An 18,124-nucleotide genomic window follows, 5' to 3' on the forward strand; every position below is an offset into this window, starting at 1 on the left:
CAACCCGTCAATGCGCCAGCAAGGCGGTGGAATTCGCGGCCTCGATCGCCGCCTGGTAGTTGGTCACCAGCGCCGTGACCGACGCGGCCGTCGCGTCGAGGATGGGTGCGGGATAGAAACCGAACAGGATCGTCAGGATGATCATCGGCACGATAATCACCCGTTCGCGTAGGCTGAGATCCATGATCGACTTCAGGCTCTCCTTGTCGAGCGCGCCGAAGACCACGCGCTTGTAGAGGAACAGCGCATAGGTTGCCGACAGGATCACGCCACTGGTCGCGATAAGCGCGACCCACGTGTTGACCTGGAAGGCCCCCATCAGCGTCAGGAACTCGCCGACAAAGCCGCTCGTGCCCGGAAGACCGACATTCGCCATCGTGAAAATCAGGAAGGCGACCGCATAAAACGGCATTCGGTTTACAAGGCCGCCATAGGCGGAAATGTCGCGCGTATGCATGCGATCGTAGATGACCCCGACACACAGGAACAATGCGCCCGAAACGATACCGTGCGAGAGCATCTGGAAGAGCGCACCCTGCACCCCCTGCTCCGTCATGGTGAAGATGCCCATCGTCACGTAGCCCATGTGAGCGACGGAGGAATAGGCGATCAGCTTCTTGATGTCTTCCTGCGCAAGCGCCACCAGCGACGTGTAGACGATGGCGATTACCGAGAGGGTGAACACCAGCGGCGCGAAGGCCTCGCTCGCCAGCGGAAACATCGGCAGCGAGAACCGCAGAAAGCCGTAGCCGCCCATCTTCAGCAAAATCGCAGCCAGGATCACGGACCCGGCCGTCGGCGCTTCCACGTGCGCGTCGGGCAGCCAGGTATGAACCGGCCACATCGGCATCTTGACGGCGAAGGAAGCGAAGAAGGCGAGCCACAACCAGGTCTGCATCCCGGCCGGGAACCCGTGCGCCATCAGCGTCGGAATATCCGTCGTCCCGGCATCCCAGTACATCGCCATCAGCGCGATCAGCATCAGCAGCGAACCCAGCAGCGTGTAGAGGAAGAACTTGTAGCTGGCATAGACGCGCCGCTTGCCGCCCCAGACGCCGATGATCAGGAACATCGGAATGAGGCCCGCCTCGAAGAAGACATAGAACATGACAAGATCGAGTGCACAGAACACGCCGATCATCAGCGTTTCGAGCACCAGAAACGCGATCATGTACTCCTTCACCCGCATCTGGATGCTGTTCCAGCTGGCCAGAATGCAAAAGGGCATCAGGAAGGTCGTGAGGATGACGAAGAGCATCGAGATGCCGTCGACACCCATCCGGTAGCCGATGTTGCCGCCCAGCCACTCGCTGCTTTCCTCGAACTGGAAGCCCGGATTCTGCGGATCGAACCCGCCCCAGATGAAGAGCGAGACCAGGAATGTGAACACCGTCGTGATCAGCGCGACCCGGCGCATGTTGTCCTTGGCGCCGGCGTCCTCGCCGCGCACCAGCAGGATGAAAAACACGCCGACGAGCGGAAGGAAGGTCGTGATGGAAAGAAGCGGCCAGTTGCTCATCAGTGAGCGCCCCCGACGGAGAACATGGACCAGGTGATCAGCGCGGCAACGCCGATCAGCATGGCGAATGCATAGTGATAGAGGTACCCGGTCTGAAGCCGGACGACCCAGGTGGTGACGTTCTGGACCCGCGCGGCGACACCGTCAGGCCCCATGCCGTCGATGACAACCCCGTCGCCCTTCTTCCAGAGCTGGCGGCCGATCCACATGGCGGGACGCACGAAGATCACGTCATAGAGCTCGTCGAAGTACCACTTGTTCAAAAGGAAGCGGTACAGCCCGTCGTGCCGTTCCGCGAGCTGGCGCGGGATCTCCGGCGAGCGGATGTAGAACATCCAGGCAACCGCGAACCCGCCGAGCATCATGACGAAGGGCGATGCCTTAACCCACAGCGGAACCTCGTGGATGTCGTGAAGGACGTGATTTTCCTCCGACACGAAGAGCGCGCCCTTCCAGAAAGCGTCATAGCCGTCGCCGATGAACACGCCCTTGAAGACGAACCCGGCAAGGAGCGCGCCCGCGGCAAGGATCATCAGCGGCACGGTCATCACCAGCGGGCTCTCGTGAACGTGCTTCATGACGTCGACGGACGCGCGCGGCTTGCCGTGGAAGGTCATGAATGCAAGGCGCCACGAATAGAAGGACGTCAGTGCCGCAGCCGCAACCGTCAGCCAGAAGGCATATTGAGCGAAGGCGTTGTGTCCAACGTAGGCCGCCTCGATCACCGCATCCTTGGAGAAGAAGCCGGCAGTCAGCGGAAACCCGGTGAGCGCCAGCGTGCCGATCACCATCATCCAGTAGGTCAGCGGAATGTGTTTCCGCAGTCCGCCCATCTTGCGCATGTCCTGCTCGTTCGACACGGCATGAATGACGGAGCCGGCACCGAGGAACAGGAGCGCCTTGAAGAAGGCGTGCGTGAAGAGATGGAAGATTGCGATTGAATAGCCGCCGACGCCAAGCGCCACGAACATGTAGCCGAGCTGCGAGCAGGTCGAGTAGGCGATCACGCGTTTGATATCGTTCTGGACGAGACCGACCGTGGCGGCAAAAAACGCCGTCGTCGCACCGAAGAGCGTCACCACCGTCATTGCCGTATGCGACAGCTCGAAGATCGGCGACAGGCGCGCCACCATGAACACGCCCGCGGTCACCATTGTGGCGGCGTGAATAAGGGCGGAGACCGGTGTCGGGCCTTCCATCGCATCCGGCAACCAGGTGTGCAGCAGGAACTGCGCCGACTTGCCCATGGCGCCCATGAAGAGCAGCAGGCAGACAACCGTCAAAGCCGCGTCCTGCGACAGCTCGGCGCCGAGGAACGTCAGAACCGTACGGGGCTCTTCCGCCGCAAACGCCTGCGCGTTGGCGAAGATCGTGTCGTAATCCGTGGAATTGAACAGATAGAAGACGCCGAGAATACCGAGAATGAAGCCGAAGTCACCCACACGGTTGACGACGAAGGCCTTCATCGCCGCCGCATTGGCCGACGGCTTCTTGTACCAGAAGCCGATCAACAGATAGGACGCCAGACCGACGCCCTCCCAGCCGAAGAACATCTGCAGCAGATTGTCGGAGGTCACCAGCATCAGCATCGCGAAGGTGAACAACGACAGATAGGCGAAGAAGCGCGGCCGATGCGGATCATCGTGCATGTAGCCGATGGAATAGACGTGAACGAGCGCCGACACCGAGTTCACCACCACCAGCATCACGGCGGTCAGCGTATCGACACGGATGGTCCAGTCGACGCTGAAGGTACCGGATGTCATCCAGCGCAGCAGCGTTTCGCGCACGACCGGCGTCTCGCCGAAACCGATGGAAAAGAACGCCACCCACGACAGAAGCGCGGCAACGATCAGGAGACCGGAGGTGATATACTCGCTCGCCTTGGCGCCGATGGACCGGCCGAACAGCCCGGCGACAAGGAACCCGACGAGGGGCAGGAAGACAATTGCCTGATACATGGCGGCGGCCCTACCCCTTCATCATGTTGACGTCTTCAACCGCGATCGATCCGCGGTTGCGATAGAAGACGACGAGGATCGCAAGCCCGATGGCCGCTTCCGCTGCGGCGACCGTCAGAACCAGCAGCGCGAAGACCTGGCCGACGAGGTCTCCCAGGAAAGACGAGAACGCCACCAGGTTCAGGTTCACCGACAAAAGCAGCAGCTCCACCGACATCAAAATGACGATGACGTTTTTCCGGTTCAGGAAGATCCCGAAGATTCCGATCGTGAACAGAATAGCTGCGACCGCCAGATAGTGTGACAGACCGATTTCCATGGGCGCCTCGCGATGCTCCCCGATTAAGACTTGCAAGCTGACACACGCAGCGGATGCTGCGCGGCCGGAATGAACGTTACTGGGATCCTCAGATCCCCTTGCCGGTTTCGACCTTCCGCACTTCGATGGCCGCGTCGCGGGTCCGTCCCACCTGGGTGGAAATGTCCTGACGCTTCACGCCTTCCTTTTGGCGCAACGTGAGGACAATCGCCCCGATCATCGCCACCAGCAGCACGAGACCAGCCGTCTGGAAGTACAGGATGTAACGCGTGTAGATCAGCTGTCCGAGCGCGGAGACATTGGCACCGTCCTGCGGCATCGGCGCAGGTGCGGCGGTGTTCCCGACCACCTCCGGCGATATTACCCAGACCCCGAGCACGAGCAGCAGCTCGACCAGAAGGATAATACCGATCAGCCCGCCGACCGGCATGTATTGCAGGACCCCCTGGCGCATCTCGACGAAATCGACGTCGAGCATCATCACCACGAAGAGGAACAGGACCATCACTGCGCCGACATAGACCAAGACCAGCAGCATCGCCAGGAACTCGGCGCCGAGCAGGATGAAGAGACCGGCAGCATTGAAGAATGCCAGAATCAGGAACAACACCGAATGCACAGGATTGCGCGATGCAATCACCATGAATGCGGACGCCACGGCGATCGCGGCGAAGAGATAGAAGAAGATGGCTTGCAGAACCATGTCGCGGTGTGCCCCCGTCACCATGTTGAGTGGGCTTGTTCCCGAACAAGACGGCCTCGTCTTAGACCAGCCATCGTCCGGCGTCCACTCCCCGCGCCTTACCGATAAGGCGCATCCATGGCGATGTTGTTTGCGATTTCCCGTTCCCAGCGGTCGCCGTTCGCGAGAAGTTTTTCCTTGTCGTAATAAAGTTCTTCACGGGTTTCCGTGGCGAACTCGAAATTCGGACCTTCGACAATGGCATCCACCGGACAGGCTTCCTGACAGAAGCCGCAGTAGATGCACTTAACCATGTCGATGTCGTAACGCGTCGTGCGCCGCGTCCCGTCGTTGCGACGGGGGCCGGCCTCGATGGTGATGGCCTGCGCCGGGCAGATCGCCTCGCACAGCTTGCAGGCGATGCAGCGTTCCTCGCCGTTGGGATAGCGGCGCAACGCATGCTCGCCGCGAAAGCGCGGGCTGACCGGTCCCTTTTCGAAGGGATAGTTGATCGTCGGCTTCGGCTTGAAGAAGTAGCGCATCGCCAGGAAGAAGGCGGACACGAACTCCTTGAGCAAGAGCGACTTGGCAGCCTGTTGCAGTGCCATGGCGTCGAGCCTCGTTTCTCGTTTCCAGATCGGGCGAAACGCGGGAACACCCCGCCCGCCCGTGTTCAAATCAGTTCCCGCCACCTCCGGCGGGTCTTCCCGTCGCTACCCCGCCAGGGATTGGCCGGCAAGATAGCCGATCAGCGGGAACCCGATCAGCGCGCCCCCAAGGACCAGGTAGCGGATCTGGTCCATGTAGCGATCGAGAACCCCTTGTTTCCCGAGCCTCTGGTTCTGGCGCTCTGCGGCGCCTTTCAGCACGCCGACAACGATCTTGTAGTCGATCCAACCGATGTAAAGCCCGATGGCCGCGCCAATCAAACCTGCAAGAGAGAACGACATTCAAGACCCTCTCTGTTCGTCACGCACTGCTCGGCGCCCACCCCATCGCCATCAGGACCGCAGCCACCACAACGACCATCGCCAGCGAAAGCGGAAGGAACACCTTCCATCCAAGGCGCATCAACTGGTCGTAGCGGTAGCGCGGGACCATCGCCTTGACCATCGCGATCATGAAGAACACCAGGAGCGACTTCAAAAGGAACCAGATCACGCCGGGCACCCAGGTGAAAGGCGCGAAATCGAACGGGGGAAGCCAGCCGCCCAGGAACAGGATGGTCGTCAGCGAGCACATCAGCGCGATGGAGACATACTCGCCCAGCATGAACATCATGTAGGGCGTGGAGCCGTATTCGACCATGAACCCGGCAACCAGCTCCGATTCCGCTTCCGCAAGATCGAACGGCGGGCGATTCGTCTCCGCAAGCGCGGAAATGAAGAACACGACGAACATCGGGAACAGCGGCAGCCAGTACCAGTTCAGGAACGTCAGCCACGGCACGCCCAGCATGGAGGCAAGACCCGTCTCCTGCGACAGGACGATCTGCGACAGGTTGAGCGATCCCGCGCACATGAGCACGGTGACGATCACGAGACCGATGGAGACCTCATAGGACACCATCTGCGCCGCCGAACGCAGCGCGGACAGGAACGGATACTTGGAGTTCGAAGCCCAACCGCCGATGATGATGCCGTAAACGCTCAGCGACGAGATCGCGAGAATAAACAGGATGCCGACATTTACGTCCGCGATTACCCAGCCTTCCGCCACCGGCACGACCGCCCAGGCCGCAAGCGCGAGCGTCACCGTCACCAGCGGCGCCAGAAGGAACAACCCCTTGTTGGCGCCAGCCGGGATGACCGGCTCCTTCAGCACGAACTTCAAAAGGTCGGCGAAGGACTGCAACAGCCCCCAGGGGCCGACAACGTTCGGTCCCCTGCGGATCTGAACCGCCGCCCAGACCTTGCGATCCGCGTAAAGGATATACGCCACGACCAACAGCAAGACGACAAGCAGCAAAACGCTCTGCGCCAACATAATGATCAGCGGGAAAAGATAATCCGCCCAGAAGTCCGCCATAATAGCCCCCGTTTACTCCGCGGCCTCTGCCGCACGCGCCCTGGCGAGAGCCGAACACTCGGCCATCGTCGCCGACGCACGCGCGATCGGATTGGTCATGTAGAAGTCGCTCACCGCGCTGTGGAACGCGGTTGTTTCCGGTTTTCCGTCGAGCTTTGCCAATGCCTCGACGCCCGACCCATCACCACCCGCGATGCTGTCGACTTCCGCCATATGCGGATACCCCTCGTAAAGCGCCGCCCGCAGTTCGCCAAGCGAATCATAGGGCAGTTGCGCGCCAAGCTGTGCGGACAATGCCCGCAGGATCGCCCAGTCCTCGCGAGCCTCGCCCGGGGGGAAGCCGGCACGTTCGCCGAGCTGGACGCGCCCTTCGGTGTTCACATAGGTGCCCGACTTTTCGGTGTAGGTCGCACCCGGCAGGATCACGTCGGCGCGATGCGCGCCACGGTCGCCATGCGTTCCCTGATAAACCACGAAAGCCCCGTCCGGCACATCGACCTCGTCGACGCCGAGCAGGAACGCGACATCGAGCGCGCCCGGTTCAAGCATCCCGGCCGTTGCCAGACCGCCCTCGCCCGGCACGAAACCGACGTCGAGCGCGCCGACCTGGGCGGCTTCGGTATGAAGGATGTTGAAGCCGTTCCAGTCGTCGCGGATCACGCCGAGCGACTTCGCCGCCTTCGCAGCAAGCGCAAGGATCGTCGCGCCATCCGGACGGTTCAAGGCACCCTGTCCGACGATGATCATCGGTCGTTCCGCCTTGGCCGGCGCCTTCTTTACCAACTCGGCAAGCGTGTCTGCCCCGGCACCCAGATAGGTATAGGGATAGGTGAGATCCGCGGCCTCGCCAATCAGGCCGATCTGGACGCCGCCCTGCGTGTAGCGCTTGCGGATACGGGCGTTCAGCACGGGGGCCTCGACGCGCGGATTTGTGCCGATCAGCATGATCGCATCGGCATCCTCGATCCCCGCGATCGTGGAATTGAAGAGATAGCTGTCGCGGCCGTGCGCCGGATCCAGCGGAGATCCCGGATAGCGGCTGTCGAGATTGGTGACACCCAGTGACGTCATCAGGCCCTTCAGTGCGAACATCTCCTCGACATTCGCGAACTGTCCGGCAAGCGCACCGATGCGCTCGGGCTTCGCCGCCTTCACCTTCTCCGCGATCAGCGCAAAGGCTTCGCCCCACGACACCGGCTTCAACTTGCCGTCGATGCGTGCATAGGGCCGGTCCAGACGCTGTGTGCGCAACCCGTCCCAGATGTAGCGCGTCTTGTCGGAAATCCACTCTTCGTTGACCGCCTCGTTGAGACGCGGAAGTACGCGCATGACCTCGCGGCCGCGCGTGTCGACCCGGATGGCCGATCCCACGGCATCCATCACGTCGATGGTTTCCGTCTTCTTCAACTCCCAGGGCCGCGCCTGAAAGGCATAGGGCTTGTGCGTCAGTGCCCCGACGGGACACAGATCGACCACGTTGCCCTGCATTTCCGACGACAGCGCGCTTTCCAGATACGAGGTGATTTCCGCGTCCTCGCCGCGCCCGATCAGCCCGAGATCCGATACGCCACACACCTCTGTGGTGAAACGAACGCAGCGCGTGCAGTGAATGCAGCGAGTCATGATCGTCTTGACGAGCGGACCGATGTATTTGTCCTCGACCGCGCGCTTGTTCTCCGAATAGCGCGACCCGTCCATGCCGTAGGCCATGGCCTGATCCTGCAGGTCACACTCGCCGCCCTGATCGCAGATCGGGCAGTCCAGCGGATGGTTGATCAGCAGGAACTCCATCACGCCTTCGCGCGCCTTCTTCACCATCGGCGTCTTGGTAAAGACCTCCGGCGGCTCGCCATTGGGCCCCGGACGCAGGTCGCGCACGTTCATCGCGCAGGAGGCAGCCGGCTTCGGCGGTCCGCCCTTCACCTCGACGAGACACATGCGGCAGTTGCCGGCAATGGACAGGCGGTCGTGAAAGCAGAAGCGCGGCACCTCGGCGCCGGCGGCCTCGCAAGCCTGCAGCAGCGTGTAGTCCTGCGGAACCTCGACTTCCCTGCCGTCGACAAAGATAACCTTGTTCATCGGGTGCAGCCCTCGCGGCTAACGACCGGCGCTGCAAAAGCGCCCGGACGTCGTGTCATGTCGATCGCGGCGTTGCGCATGTCTTACTCCGCCGCCGCCATTGCGGGCGACGGGGACCGCCGCTTCGCCGTGAATTCGTCGATCCGCGCCTCGATCACCGGGCGGAAATTCTTGATCAGCCCCTGGATCGGCCAGGCTGCCGCATCGCCGAGCGCGCAGATCGTGTGCCCCTCAACCTGCTTGGTCACCTGGAAGAGCATGTCGATCTCTTCCCGGGAGGCGTTGCCTTCGACCATGCGTTCCATCACGCGCCACATCCAGCCGGTGCCTTCGCGGCACGGCGTGCACTGGCCGCAGCTCTCGTGCTTGTAGAAATAGGAGAGCCGGGCAATCGCCTTGATGATATCGGTCGACCGATCCATCACGATGACGGCCGCCGTTCCAAGCCCCGAGCCAAGGCCCTTGAGGCTGTCGAAATCCATGCCGCAGTCGATGATGTTCTCAGCCGACACGCAGGGTACCGAGGACCCGCCGGGAATGACCGCCAGAAGGTTGTCCCAGCCGCCGCGAATGCCGCCGCAATGCTTGTCGATAAGCTCGCGGAAGGAAATGCCCATTTCCTCTTCCACGGTGCACGGCTTGTTGACGTGACCGGAAACGCAAAAGAGCTTCGTGCCGGTGTTGCCCGGCTTGCCGAGGCTGGCAAACCAAGTGCCGCCACGCCGCAGGATCGTCGGCGCCACCGCAATGGATTCCACGTTGTTCACCGTCGTCGGACAGCCGTAAAGACCGACGTTGGCCGGGAATGGCGGCTTCAGCCGCGGCTGGCCCTTCTTGCCTTCCAGGCTTTCCAGCAATGCGGTTTCCTCACCGCAGATATAGGCGCCGGCGCCGTGGTGCACATAGATTTCGAAATCGTAGCCGTTCTTGTTGTTTTTGCCGATCAGCCCGGCCTCATAGGCCTGGTCGATCGCCGCCTGCAGGCGCTCGCGCTCCCGGATGAACTCGCCGCGCACGTAGATGTAAGCGGCAATCGCCCCCATCGCGTAGCCGGCCACGAGGCAGCCCTCGACCAGCGTGTGCGGGTCGTGGCGCAGGATCTCGCGATCCTTGCAAGTGCCCGGTTCAGACTCATCCGCGTTCACAACCAGATAGGCCGGACGTCCATCCGATTCCTTCGGCATGAACGACCACTTCAGCCCGGTCGGGAAGCCGGCTCCGCCGCGCCCGCGCAGCCCCGAGGTCTTGACCTCCTCGATGATCCAGTCGCGACCTTTGTCCAGGAGCGCCTTGGTGCCGTCCCAATGGCCGCGCTGGCGCGCGCCATCGAGCCCCCAGTCGTGCAGACCGTAGATATTGGTGAAGATCCGGTCCTGATCAGACAGCATCCCGCTCTCCTGTCCTTAGCTCTGGCTGGAGGGCGCATCGCCCTTTTTGGCACGCGAGGAGAATTCGGTTTCCCCGCCGTTCGCCAGCTGTTTTGCCTGCGCGATCCAGTCTTCGCGATCGATCCGGCCCTTGAACTTGAGCCGCGTGTCGACCCAGGCCTTGTTGGCCTCGTTCCAACCGGCGATCTGGTCGAAATGATAGACGCCCAGGTCGTTGAGGATTCCCTCGAGCTTCGGCCCCACGCCCTTGATCTTCTTCAGATCGTCGGCCTTGCCGCTGCGCGCGCCCTTCAACAGTTCAGGTTCGCTCTCCGGCACGCCCTCGCCTGTCAGATCCAGGCTGGACTGCACCGATCCCGGCGCCCCGGCAGCCGCCGTCTCGACCGCTTCCGGCTTGACGTCCTTGGCCTTGGGAGCGGGCTTGGGTGCGGCTTCCTTCGTGCTCTTTGGCGCCCTCGGCAAACCGTCGAAATCATGGCCGCCGGAATTGATCGCCTGCCCGGCAAAGGCATGCGAGGCCGCTTCGGCGCCCGAAACGACATGCGCGACCGGATCGGCACCGACGGTTGTATCGTCAAGGTCGGACAGCGTCGTCGCGCCATCCGCGGGCATGGCGAACCGGCGGTCCGTCTGCGGCCCCGGTGTCACTTCGCGGCCGGCGGCGATATCCTCGATCAGTGCCTCGAGGCTTTCCGGGGTCAGATCCTCATAGGTATCCTTGAAGATCTGCACCATCGGCGCGTTCACGCAGGCGCCTAGGCACTCGACCTCTTCCCACGAGAAATCGCCGTCTTCCGACAGCTCGTGCGCATGTGCCGCAATCCGGCTCTTGCAGACACGCACGAGGTCTTCCGCGCCGCGCAACTGACAAGGCGTCGTGCCACAGACCTGGATATGAGCCTTCTTGCCGACTGGAGCGAGCTGGAACATCGTGTAGAAAGTCGCGACTTCCAGAACGCGGATATGCGGCATCGACAGCATGTCCGCCACGCAGCGGATCGCGGGTTCCGGGAGCCAGCCGTCATGCTGCTCCTGTGCGCGCCACAACAGCGGGATCACGGCGGACGCCTGCCGTCCCTCCGGATAGCGCGAGATGACCTTCTGGGCCCAGTCGAGATTGGCCTTGGTAAAGGCGAAACTCTCGGGCTGCTCAGGGTGAAGGCGACGAACGGACATTACCGGTCCACCTCTCCGAACACGATATCAAGGGAACCGAGAACCGCCGACACGTCGGCCAGCATGTGTCCCCGACACAGGAAATCCATCGCCTGCAAATGCGCGAACCCGGGCGCCTTGATCTTGCAGCGATAGGGCTTGTTGCTTCCGTCGGCAACGAGGTAGACGCCGAATTCGCCCTTGGGCGCCTCCACGGCAGCGTAAACTTCGCCCTCGGGCACGTGATAGCCTTCGGTATAGAGCTTGAAGTGATGGATCAGCGCTTCCATCGACTTCTTCATCTCGCCGCGCTTGGGGGGGACGATCTTGCCGTCGCTCGACGACACCGGCCCCTTTTCCACCGTCAGCTTTTCCAAGCACTGCTTCATCAACCGCACCGACTGGCGCATCTCTTCCATGCGGATCAGGTAACGGTCGTAGCAATCGCCGTTCTTGCCGATCGGAATGTCGAAATCGAGTTCGGAATAACATTCATAGGGCTGCGACTTGCGCAGATCCCATGCAGCCCCCGACCCGCGCACCATCACGCCGGAAAAGCCCCGCGCCCAAGCATCTTCGAGCGACACGACGGCGATGTCGACATTGCGTTGCTTGAAGATGCGGTTGTCGGTCAGCAGCCCCTCGATATCGTCGAGCGTCTTCAGGAAGGGGTCGCAGAAATCCCAGATGTCGTCGAGCAGATCGCCGGGAAGCTCCTGGTGAACGCCGCCCGGACGCACAAAGGCGGCATGCATGCGTGCGCCGCAGGCCCGCTCGTAAAACACCATAAGCTCTTCGCGCGGCTCGAAGCCCCAAAGCGGCGGCGTCAGCGCGCCGACGTCCATCGCCTGCGTGGTGACATTGAGCAGATGCGACAGAATGCGGCCGATCTCGGAATAGAGCACGCGGATCAGCTGCCCGCGTTTCGGGACCTCAATATCCAACATGCGTTCGATGGCCAGGGCGAAGGCGTGCTCCTGGTTCATCGGCGCAACGTAATCGAGGCGATCAAAATACGGAACGGCCTGCAGATAGGTCTTGTGCTCGATCAGCTTTTCGGTGCCGCGATGCAGCAGACCGATATGCGGATCGACCCGCGTGACCACCTCGCCGTCCAGTTCGAGCACCAGACGCAACACCCCGTGCGCAGCGGGATGCTGCGGGCCGAAGTTGATGTTGAAATTCCGGACCTGAGCCTCAGCCATGTTGAGGATCCTGCTTGGGCGCGAAGAGAGCAAACACCTCAGCACCTGTCATTTTCTGGGTCGAATCGGCAAACGAATAGTTGTCGGGTTTTTCGTCGATGAAGATCTCGGAGGTGAACGTGAAGACCGTCGGATCATCGAACGCTTGCGCGGACACGCTGCTGTGCGATCCATCGCGCATCCGCCACATCAGCGAAGACCCGCAGCGCTCGCAGAACACCCGTTCGCCGTACTCGGACGAACCGTAAACACCGGGAACGCTTCCCTCGGCCATTGCAACATCATTGCACGCGACGGCCATGAAAATGCCGCCGCTCCAGCGCCGGCACATCGAACAGTGGCACACGCCCATCTCGCGGGTCTCCGGCAACGCGGAAAAGCGAACGGCACCGCAAAGACAGCCTCCCTGAAGCCTCTCGTCAGCCATATTTGCCCCTCAGCTCGCCTTCTCGTCGCCCGGCAGCACGTAATCCGTGCCCTCCCAGGGCGACATGAAATCGAAATCGCGGAATTCCTGATTGAGCCGCACCGGCTCATAAACGACCCGCTTCTTCTCGTCGTCGTAGCGAACTTCGACATACCCGGTCAGCGGGAAATCCTTGCGCAGCGGATAGCCGTCAAACCCGTAGTCCGTGAGAATCCGTCGCAGGTCGGGGTGCCCGGAAAACAGCACACCATACATGTCATAGACTTCGCGCTCGAACCATTCCGCCCCCGGGAAAACATCCACGATGGAGGGAACCGGCGTTTCGTCATCGGCCCTGAGTTTCACGCGGATACGCATGTTCTGCTTGGGCGACAGGAAATGGTAGACCACCTCGAAGCGCTTGTCCCGGCTCGGGTAGTCGACGCCACAAATGTCTGTCAGGTTGACGAAGAGGCAGCTCGTGTCATCGCGCAGGAAGCGCACAGCCTGCACGATTTCCGAGGCGCGGACCTCCAGCGTCAACTCGCCAAAGGCGACAGATGCGCTGTCGACGGTATCGCCAAGCGCCGCCTGAATGTGTTCGCCGAGTTCAGCGAGCGTTTCGTCCATGTCCCTGATCCGTCTAACGCAATGAGGCGTGGGGCCGACCGGCGGTCAGCGTTCGATCGTTCCGGTGCGCCTGATCTTCTTCTGGAGCATCATCACCCCGTACAGAAGCGCTTCCGCAGTCGGCGGGCAGCCCGGCACATAGATGTCGACCGGAACGACCCGGTCGCAGCCGCGCACCACCGAGTAGGAGTAATGATAATACCCCCCTCCATTGGCGCAGGAGCCCATGGAGATGACATAGCGCGGCTCGGGCATCTGATCGTAGACCTTGCGCAGCGCCGGCGCCATCTTGTTGGTCAGCGTGCCGGCCACGATCATCACGTCGGATTGGCGCGGAGACCCGCGCGGGGCAAAGCCGAACCGCTCCCCGTCGTAACGCGGCATCGACATCTGCATCATCTCGACCGCGCAGCAGGCGAGACCGAACGTCATCCACATCAAGGAGCCGGTTCGTGCCCACTGGATCAGATTGTCCGTGGCGGTGACGACGAACCCCTTGTCGGACAGCTCGTCATTCATCTCGATGAAGAACGAATCGTCCGCGCCGACAGGCTTTCCCGTTCGCGGATCGAGAATGCCCTTCGGAGCCTGGGCAATGAGGGGCTCTTGCGAGGTCAGTCCCATTCCAGCGCTCCCTTCTTCCATTCGTAGATGAACCCGATCGTCAGCACGCCGAGAAACGTCATCATCGACCAGAAGCCGTACCAGCCGAGATCGCCGAACGAGACGGCCCAGGGGAACAGGAATGCAACCTCGAGATCGAAGATGATGAACAGCAGCGCGACCAGATAGAAGCGGATGTCGAATTTCATCCGGGCATCGTCGAAAGCGTTGAACCCGCACTCATAGGCCGACAGCTTCTCCGAATCGGGATTCTTGTAGGCCAGCAGAAACGGCGACACCAAAAGGGCAAGACCGATGACCAGCGAGACCCCGATGAAAACCAGGATCGGCACATAGTCTCTCAGCAGATCTTCCATGTCCAAACATGTCCTTGCGCCAGGCCCTTGGCGGCTGCGCGTGTCCCACGACAGCGCGGCGCGGCGGGGCCTTTCCAGCGTGACGGTGATACAGGTGACAACGACGCGATCACCAGCGCTTACCCGGCACGCTTAGCCCACGCTCCCCTGCAACGCAAGCCCGACGACAGTGTAATCGGAACGGCATTTTCGCGGTTGCGAGACGTCCCTGCGTCGCAGCGCCGAAAACCCGGGAAGGATTAACGCAAGAGGCGCTACGTGAGCTCCGGCCACGCGTCGAGCAGCGCGTCGCACGCCCTGATCCCCGACGGCTCGGGCTTCGCGCGCCTCGTCCTGGATCAGACGAACAAAGACGACACGGCCTTTGCGCCCTCCCCCAGCCGACAAACCATCCGCCCCCTCGACCTGTCGAATCTGCCATCCGCACGGCGCGGACATCCCCGCCGGGCTTGCCCTGGATTTTCCAGCCGCCGCCAGCTCGGACGCTCTCGAGGAAGGCCTCCGACTGCGCCATGGCCCCGGGCGTAAGCGGCAGGGCCCGGTTTGGAAGACCCGACAGAAAGCGGGCCGGCTCATGTGGCGAGACCCGCGAGGACGAGGAGATCCAGGTCCGCTGCAAAACGCAGTTTTTTCCCGTACCGCCCCGGTCGGCCTCGCCGGAACGACAACTCCACACCAGAGCATGCGAACCTTGCAACAGGCTCTCCTCGAAACCGATGGCGGACAGCGCCACCTAAAACGAGGGCGCCGGTGTTGCCCGGGCGAGGCAATCGCCGCTCCCGACGCGCGGGGCCTCCTGTTTCAAGTCAACGACAGGGGGCAAATACCGCCCGCATGTACATGTTGCAGGATCATCGGGAGAGCCTGCGCCACAGCGCCGCAAGGCAAACATTCGTCCGATCACGACCGCCGCCTCCAAACACGGACCGCGCTTGCAACATAAGGAAGGCCGGTGTTGTGAAAGCATGGCATTTGGCGGATGCCGTCGCTGCAGACAACAAGCTTGCGGCCCCCGTGAGGGGCGTTTCTGATCTCGGAAGAAAAAATGGGGCGAGTGGCGCGAGTGACGGGACTCGAACCCGCGACCTCCGGCGTGACAGGCCGGCACTCTAACCAACTGAGCTACACCCGCTCGCCCGCTTTGCCATCAGGCAAAGGGCTCCCGTTACTGAGGCAAGTGGCGCGAGTGACGGGACTCGAACCCGCGACCTCCGGCGTGACAGGCCGGCACTCTAACCAACTGAGCTACACCCGCTTGCGCTCTGGCGACACGTGGCCGCCGGGAGTGGCGCTGATGTACGTCGACCCGCCCGACAAGTCAAGCGGCACTCACACAGCTTTGTGAGGATTGTCCAAGTGCCGCGCGCCATCGCATCAATACCCCTGTGGATAACGCAGATCGGCCCGCTTGCAGCTCCCCCTGCCCTGTCGGCGTCCCGGCAACGAAAAACGCACGAGCGCGAAAGCACTCGTGCGTTTGAAAGTCGAGATCGCAGCCTTCAGGCTCGATTAAAGACGGGCCAGATACTGCATCGGATCGACCGGCTTGTTGCCACGGCGCAGTTCGAAATGAAGCTGCGGCTGGGTGACCGAGCCGGTTGAACCGGCCTTGGCAATCGTCTGCCCGCGACTCACTGCATCGCCGCGTTTGACCAGCAGCTGGCTGCCATGCGCATAGGCCGACACCCAGCCATCGTCGTGACGCACGAGGACGAGATTGCCGTAGCCTTTGAGTTCATTGCCGGAATAGATAACGGTTCCGTCTTCCACGGCCTTGATGTCGGCCCCTTCCGGCAGGGCGAGATTGATGCCCTCGTTGCGCGTTCCGCCAGGCTTTGTTCCGAAGTCTGAGATGATTCGCCCCCGGGCCGGCCAACGGAATCGGCGAACGTTGTCGTCCGAAGCATCGCGATTGACGGAAATCGGTTTGACGGGCGCGGATTCCGTTCTGGAAATCTGCGGCGGCGCGTCGGTCGCGGCCGTGGTCGCGGTCGAAGTCGGAGCGCGGACCGTCTCGACGGTTCGCGAGCTCAATGATGCGGGCTTTCGCCGCGGCTGGGCGGCGGTGGCGACCTGAGCGGGCGCGGGAACGCTGCTCGAAAGCGACGCCAGCTTGACCGCGGAGCCGGGCTTCTGCCGCGGGATCGGGGCAGACGCCATTGCAAGACCGGCACCCGCCGATGCGGGGATCGACCCCGTCACGCTTGGCGCGCCCCCGGCCGGCGGCAGCTTCACAGGTGCACCCGAGCGCGATGCGGTCGCGCCATGCACATATGTGGGGATGACCATCCGCTGGCCGGCGGACAGAGAGGCGTTTGGCGATACGCCGTTGATTTCGGCCAGGACATACTGCGGCACGCCGAAACGGCGTGACATCGAGGCCACGCTGTCGCCACTTCGCGCACTCACCTGGGTCGCCCCTGCCGTGGTCCAGCCACGAACCGTCTTCGGCGCAACCGAATTGCCCACAGGCCCTGACGTCGCTGCAAGCGTACGGCTCGCTTCGTCGCGTGCCGAGCGGACAGGCGTCTGCACCGAGGCGGTCGCCACCGGCCGTGACGGCGATGCGGGAGGCGTGGGAACGGAAGCATTGCGAGAAGACTGGCCTTGCGTGGCGCCTGACCTGGAAACCGATCCGGTTGCCATCGAGGCACCGGACCCGTTCACCGGCGGCAACGCAGTGCGCTCCACCCGCGCCGGTCCGCTGGACGGGCCCGCCATGATGTCGTCGAAACTCGGCTGCGACGCCGAAGTGCCGCTCAGCATGGCACGCTGATTGTCGGTGTTACCGGTGAAGATCGGATCGGCGAACCGCTCCACTCCCCCGCTGCAAGCTCCGGCGACGGCTGCCAGAAGCACCACCATCGCAGTCTGCGAGAGCAATCGGGACGGGGATCTTAAATATTTCTTTGACATGGCGCTACTCGGACTCAAACACCTGAGGTCGTTGAGACTGATTAAATGCCGGTAACGTTTATAAAGACTTAAGCGCGAGCGAATTGACCGTGAAAGGCCCGAAACAATTGCTACCAACCGGGCGTCACAGCCGGTTCGCGACCCCTTCCACGAGCGGGACAAAGCGCACCTGCGCAAGGTCGCGGGAGACCGTCGTCGCACCTTTTCGTTCAATCACCACAAGAGACTGGACATCACCGGCGGGGCCGCGCGGTGCCACCAGTTTTCCGCCATCCGCCAGTTGATCGATCAACGCCTGCGGGAGTTCCGGCGTGGCGGCCGTCACGATGATCCGGTCGAAGGGCGCCTTCTCCGCAAGCCCTTCCGTTCCGTCGCCATGGTGGACGTGCACGGTGTCGATCTTCAGCGTGGACAGCCGGGCCCGCGCCAGGTCGGCGAGTGTCTTGTAACGTTCGATGGTTCGAACGTCCCGGCTGAGATGCCCGAGAATGGCTGCCTGATAACCCGAACCCGTCCCGATCTCGAGAACCCGGTGCTCTGGCGCAACATCGAGCGCTTCAGTCATCATTGCGACAATCGTGGGCTGGGAAATCGTCTGGCCGCATTCAATGGGAAGGGCGCTGTCCTCATAGGCATGGCGCTGCAGGGGCGCGGACAGGAACAGCCGTCGCGGCACGCGCTCGAGCGCAGACAGCACCTTCTGGCTGCCGATCCCCTTGCTGCGCAGCTTGAGGATCAGCGCCGCGGTCGCCTCGCGGTCGGCCTCTGTGACATCGGATGGCACCAAGGACCGCCCGCCGGACGCTTCCGGGCCTGCTTCAGGATCATCTGCCCCAGTCAATGGATCTCTCCCGCG

17 protein-coding genes and 2 tRNA genes are annotated in these 18,124 nt (G+C 62.4%); all 19 read right to left on the reverse strand.

Annotated features, from left to right (window positions below):
- Positions 1-7: 7 nt before the first annotated feature.
- The 19 genes from G572_RS0102555 to G572_RS0102645 all read right to left on the reverse strand — a co-directional run bounded on the left by G572_RS0102555 (position 8) and on the right by G572_RS0102645 (position 18,052).
- Positions 8-1,519 carry an NADH-quinone oxidoreductase subunit M gene (locus G572_RS0102555; RefSeq protein ID WP_029057156.1) on the reverse strand — a complete coding sequence of 504 codons (1,512 nt, stop codon included), beginning with the start codon at positions 1,517-1,519 and terminating at the stop codon, positions 8-10.
- Positions 1,519-3,480: an NADH-quinone oxidoreductase subunit L gene (nuoL, locus tag G572_RS0102560; protein WP_029057157.1), complete on the reverse strand. Its 1,962-nt coding sequence runs from the start codon at positions 3,478-3,480 to the stop codon at positions 1,519-1,521. Before nuoL ends, G572_RS0102555 begins: the two co-directional genes overlap by 1 nt.
- Before the next feature lie 10 nt (positions 3,481-3,490).
- Positions 3,491-3,799 (reverse strand): NADH-quinone oxidoreductase subunit NuoK, encoded by a 309-nt coding sequence (gene nuoK, locus G572_RS0102565; RefSeq protein WP_029057158.1) that lies wholly within the window; start codon positions 3,797-3,799, stop codon positions 3,491-3,493.
- A gap of 88 nt (positions 3,800-3,887) precedes the next feature.
- A complete protein-coding gene (locus tag G572_RS0102570) occupies positions 3,888-4,502 on the reverse strand; it encodes an NADH-quinone oxidoreductase subunit J (protein ID WP_029057159.1) in 615 nt (204 codons plus the stop codon).
- Between the two features lie 98 nt (positions 4,503-4,600).
- Positions 4,601-5,089, reverse strand: a complete 489-nt coding sequence (nuoI, locus tag G572_RS0102575) for an NADH-quinone oxidoreductase subunit NuoI (RefSeq protein WP_029057160.1) — start codon at positions 5,087-5,089, stop codon at positions 4,601-4,603.
- Between the two features lie 105 nt (positions 5,090-5,194).
- Positions 5,195-5,431 carry a hypothetical protein gene (locus G572_RS0102580; RefSeq protein ID WP_029057161.1) on the reverse strand — a complete coding sequence of 79 codons (237 nt, stop codon included), beginning with the start codon at positions 5,429-5,431 and terminating at the stop codon, positions 5,195-5,197.
- 19 nt (positions 5,432-5,450) lie between these two features.
- A complete protein-coding gene (nuoH, locus tag G572_RS0102585) occupies positions 5,451-6,509 on the reverse strand; it encodes an NADH-quinone oxidoreductase subunit NuoH (protein WP_029057162.1) in 1,059 nt (352 codons plus the stop codon).
- Between the two features lie 12 nt (positions 6,510-6,521).
- A complete protein-coding gene (gene nuoG, locus G572_RS0102590; protein ID WP_029057163.1) occupies positions 6,522-8,588 on the reverse strand; it encodes an NADH-quinone oxidoreductase subunit NuoG in 2,067 nt (688 codons plus the stop codon).
- 83 nt (positions 8,589-8,671) lie between these two features.
- Entirely contained in the window at positions 8,672-9,976 is a 1,305-nt protein-coding gene (nuoF, locus tag G572_RS0102595) for an NADH-quinone oxidoreductase subunit NuoF (RefSeq protein WP_029057164.1), read from the reverse strand.
- A 15-nt stretch (positions 9,977-9,991) separates the two neighbouring features.
- A complete protein-coding gene (gene nuoE / locus G572_RS0102600; protein WP_029057165.1) occupies positions 9,992-11,152 on the reverse strand; it encodes an NADH-quinone oxidoreductase subunit NuoE in 1,161 nt (386 codons plus the stop codon).
- Positions 11,152-12,336: an NADH-quinone oxidoreductase subunit D gene (locus G572_RS0102605; protein WP_029057166.1), complete on the reverse strand. Its 1,185-nt coding sequence runs from the start codon at positions 12,334-12,336 to the stop codon at positions 11,152-11,154. Before G572_RS0102605 ends, nuoE begins: the two co-directional genes overlap by 1 nt.
- Positions 12,329-12,763, reverse strand: a complete 435-nt coding sequence (locus G572_RS0102610; protein ID WP_029057167.1) for a GFA family protein — start codon at positions 12,761-12,763, stop codon at positions 12,329-12,331. The genes G572_RS0102605 and G572_RS0102610 overlap by 8 nt, the downstream gene beginning before the upstream one ends.
- A 9-nt stretch (positions 12,764-12,772) precedes the next feature.
- Positions 12,773-13,372: an NADH-quinone oxidoreductase subunit C gene (locus G572_RS0102615; protein WP_029057168.1), complete on the reverse strand. Its 600-nt coding sequence runs from the start codon at positions 13,370-13,372 to the stop codon at positions 12,773-12,775.
- A 45-nt stretch (positions 13,373-13,417) separates the two neighbouring features.
- Positions 13,418-13,996, reverse strand: coding sequence for a NuoB/complex I 20 kDa subunit family protein (locus tag G572_RS0102620; protein ID WP_029057169.1), 579 nt, complete (start codon positions 13,994-13,996; stop codon positions 13,418-13,420).
- The gene (locus G572_RS0102625; RefSeq protein ID WP_029057170.1) at positions 13,987-14,352 is read right to left on the reverse strand and encodes an NADH-quinone oxidoreductase subunit A; all 366 of its coding nucleotides are present in this window, start codon (positions 14,350-14,352) and stop codon (positions 13,987-13,989) included. The genes G572_RS0102620 and G572_RS0102625 overlap by 10 nt, the downstream gene beginning before the upstream one ends.
- A gap of 1,055 nt (positions 14,353-15,407) precedes the next feature.
- Positions 15,408-15,484 (reverse strand) — tRNA-Asp (locus tag G572_RS0102630).
- A 46-nt stretch (positions 15,485-15,530) separates the two neighbouring features.
- Positions 15,531-15,607, reverse strand: a tRNA-Asp gene (locus G572_RS0102635).
- 254 nt (positions 15,608-15,861) lie between these two features.
- Positions 15,862-17,385 (reverse strand): M23 family metallopeptidase, encoded by a 1,524-nt coding sequence (locus tag G572_RS26615; protein WP_245566138.1) that lies wholly within the window; start codon positions 17,383-17,385, stop codon positions 15,862-15,864.
- Between the two features lie 7 nt (positions 17,386-17,392).
- Entirely contained in the window at positions 17,393-18,052 is a 660-nt protein-coding gene (locus tag G572_RS0102645) for a protein-L-isoaspartate(D-aspartate) O-methyltransferase (protein WP_029057171.1), read from the reverse strand.
- Between the last annotated feature and the right edge of the window lie 72 nt (positions 18,053-18,124).

Source organism: Stappia stellulata DSM 5886, from assembly GCF_000423705.1.
Classification (GTDB): Bacteria; Pseudomonadota; Alphaproteobacteria; order Rhizobiales; family Stappiaceae; genus Stappia; species Stappia stellulata.